This window comes from Variovorax sp. KK3 (assembly GCF_001984055.1).
Classification (GTDB): Bacteria; Pseudomonadota; Gammaproteobacteria; order Burkholderiales; family Burkholderiaceae_C; genus Variovorax.
This window is the reverse complement of the sequence record NZ_LYVO01000182.1, coordinates 1-1,102: the sequence shown is the minus strand read 5'-3', so window position 1 is coordinate 1,102 and position 1,102 is coordinate 1. Positions and strand designations below refer to the sequence as shown.

The following is a 1,102-nucleotide window of genomic DNA, read 5'->3' as shown; positions in this document are numbered from 1 at the left end:
CGGTGCTGGCCAACGACACCGACGTGGACGGCCCGCCGCTCACGGTGGTCGCGGCCAGCGTGAACCCGGCCCTCGGCGTGGTCAGCATCAACCCCGACGGCACGCTGAACTTCACGCCGGCCACCAACGTGACCGGCCCGGTGGCGATCAGCTACACCGCCAGCGACGGCACGCTCACGAGCACGGCCACGCTGACGGTGAACGTGGGCAACAACACGCCGCCGCAAGGCACGGACGCCAACGTGGCCGGCGTCGAGGACACGCCGCTGGCCCTGGCCGCGGCCAACTTCGGCTTCACCGACGCCGATGCCGGCCAGACGCTCGCGAGCGTGCGCATCGACACGCTGCCGGCCGCCGGCACGCTGCAGCTCAACGGCGTGGCGGTGGTCGCGGGCCAGGTGGTCTCGGCGGCCGACATCGCCGCGGGGCGCCTGAGTTTCGTGCCGGCAGCCAACGGCAACGGCGCTGGCTACGCGAGCTTCACCTTCTCGGTGCAGGACTCGGGCGGTGCCTTCGACACGGCACCGAACACCTTGACGTTCGACATCGCGGCGGTCAACGACACGCCGGTGGCCGTGGCCGACACGCTGGTGGTCACCGAAGACGTGCCGGCCACCGGCAACGTGCTCGCCAACGACAGCGACCCGGACAACGACGCGCTGGCCGTCACCCAGTTCAGCGTGGGCGGCGTCACGTACACGGCGGGCCAGACCGCGACGCTCGCCGGCATCGGCGCCCTCGTGATCAACGCCGACGGCAGCTACACCTTCACGCCCGCGGCCAACTACAACGGCCCGGTGCCGGTGGTCAGCTACACCGTGAGCGACGGCAGCGGCACGGCCAATGCCACGGCCAGCGCCACGCTCACGCTGTCGGTCGCGCCGGTGGACGATCCCTTCACCGACGCCGACGAGGTGGTGAGCGCGACCGAAGACGTGGTGCTCACCGGCTCGGTGCTCACCGGAACGACCAGCCCCGATGGCCCGGTCACCGTCACCAGCTTCCAGGTGGCAGGCAATGCGGCCGTGTTCACCGCCGGCCAGACCGCGACGATCGCCGGCATCGGCACCTTGCTCATCAACGCCGACGGCAGCTACACCTT

1 protein-coding gene is annotated in these 1,102 nt (G+C 71.1%); it reads left to right on the top strand.

Going from position 1 to position 1,102, the window contains the following annotated elements; translation table 11 throughout:
* A partial coding sequence (locus tag B0W80_RS34045) for an Ig-like domain-containing protein (RefSeq protein WP_143684925.1) occupies positions 1 to 1,102 on the top strand: 1,102 nt, incomplete at both ends.